The organism is Bradyrhizobium algeriense (genome assembly GCF_003062295.1).
In the GTDB taxonomy this organism is placed as follows: domain Bacteria; phylum Pseudomonadota; class Alphaproteobacteria; order Rhizobiales; family Xanthobacteraceae; genus Bradyrhizobium; species Bradyrhizobium algeriense.
In genome coordinates this window covers 1-1,134 of record NZ_PYCN01000152.1, presented here as the reverse complement: position 1 = coordinate 1,134, position 1,134 = coordinate 1, and the positions used below count along the sequence as shown (strand labels likewise).

The window sequence follows — 1,134 nt, the reverse complement described above, 5'->3', positions numbered from 1 at the left end:
ACGCACAATGCGCTTGACCCGGTACTGCATCGGAATGACGTCGAAGGCTTCCTTGACGGTCTCCCCGATCTTGTGCAGCCGCTCGCCGCAGCAAGGGCAGATGTGGCTCTCGATATCGATTACGACAGTACGCATACGACGAAGGCCGCGCAACGATTACGCGCGCGCATAGACGGTCTGGGTTATGATGGTCGCTAGCCGGTTGAGACGTTCAGGTTGCGACGGACCGCTGATCAGAGGTTTTTTCGACCGCGCGTAGCCTTTTCCATTCCCAAGGAAGCAGCTCGTGCAGGCGCGAGGCAGGCAGATCGGCGATACGGGCCAGAACAGTACGCATCCGACGAAGCGTCAGCATGACAGCGGCGCGGTCTGCCCCGCGCTGAGAACCGGCAAAGGTCCAATTGCGTCTTCCGAGAGCGATACCGCGCAGCGCTCTTTCCGCAGCGTTGTTGGTCAGGCAGATTCTGCCATCATCAAGGAAGCGGGCGAAGTCGGCCCAGCGCTTGAGCATGTAGTCGATCGGCTCGCGAACCGCGGAGGAGCGCGAGAGTGTGGCGCGTTCGGTGGTCATCCATTCGTGCATCGCATCGAACAGCGGCTTGCTCTTTTGCTGTCGCACGCTAAGCCGCTCGGCGGCGGTCAAGCCGTTGATCTCGCGCTCGATGACGAAGAGTGCATCGAGGCGCCTGACCGCCTCCAGCGCTATCGGGGAGATCGGCCTACCCTTCTTGCCCTCCCGGGCATTTTTTGCGATGTCGGCCAGCTCGAAGAACTTTCGCCTCGCATGCGCGAGGCAAAATGCCGGCGTGATCGGCAGCGCTTTCGTTCTTCGGATCGAACAGCGGCTCGAAGCCGTTGTAGCAGTCCGCCTGGAGGATTCCACTGAACCGGGCCAGATGTTTTTGTGGATGCTCACCTCGTCGGTCGCCGGAGGCGTAATAGACCGCCGCTGGCGACGCCTGACCGCCGAAGGGACGATCGTCCCGCTTATGTAGAGATTTACATAAGCGGGATTATGCACACCCCGTGATTATGCGCAGCTCGCAGGAACAGGAGCCGATATCCATGGGATTCTCGGACGACTTCCGGCTGGCGAACTGCGCATAATTTCGGTCTTTCCTATCGAGCCTAATC

General features: G+C 60.1%; 2 pseudogenes. Both read right to left on the bottom strand.

What is annotated here, in order from left to right:
• A pseudogene (locus tag C7G61_RS42815) lies at positions 1–144 on the bottom strand (IS66 family transposase zinc-finger binding domain-containing protein); the annotation flags it as partial.
• 67 nt (positions 145–211) lie between these two features.
• Positions 212–986 (bottom strand): annotated as a pseudogene (gene tnpC / locus C7G61_RS42810) (IS66 family transposase); the annotation flags it as partial.
• Positions 987–1,134 lie beyond the last annotated feature (148 nt).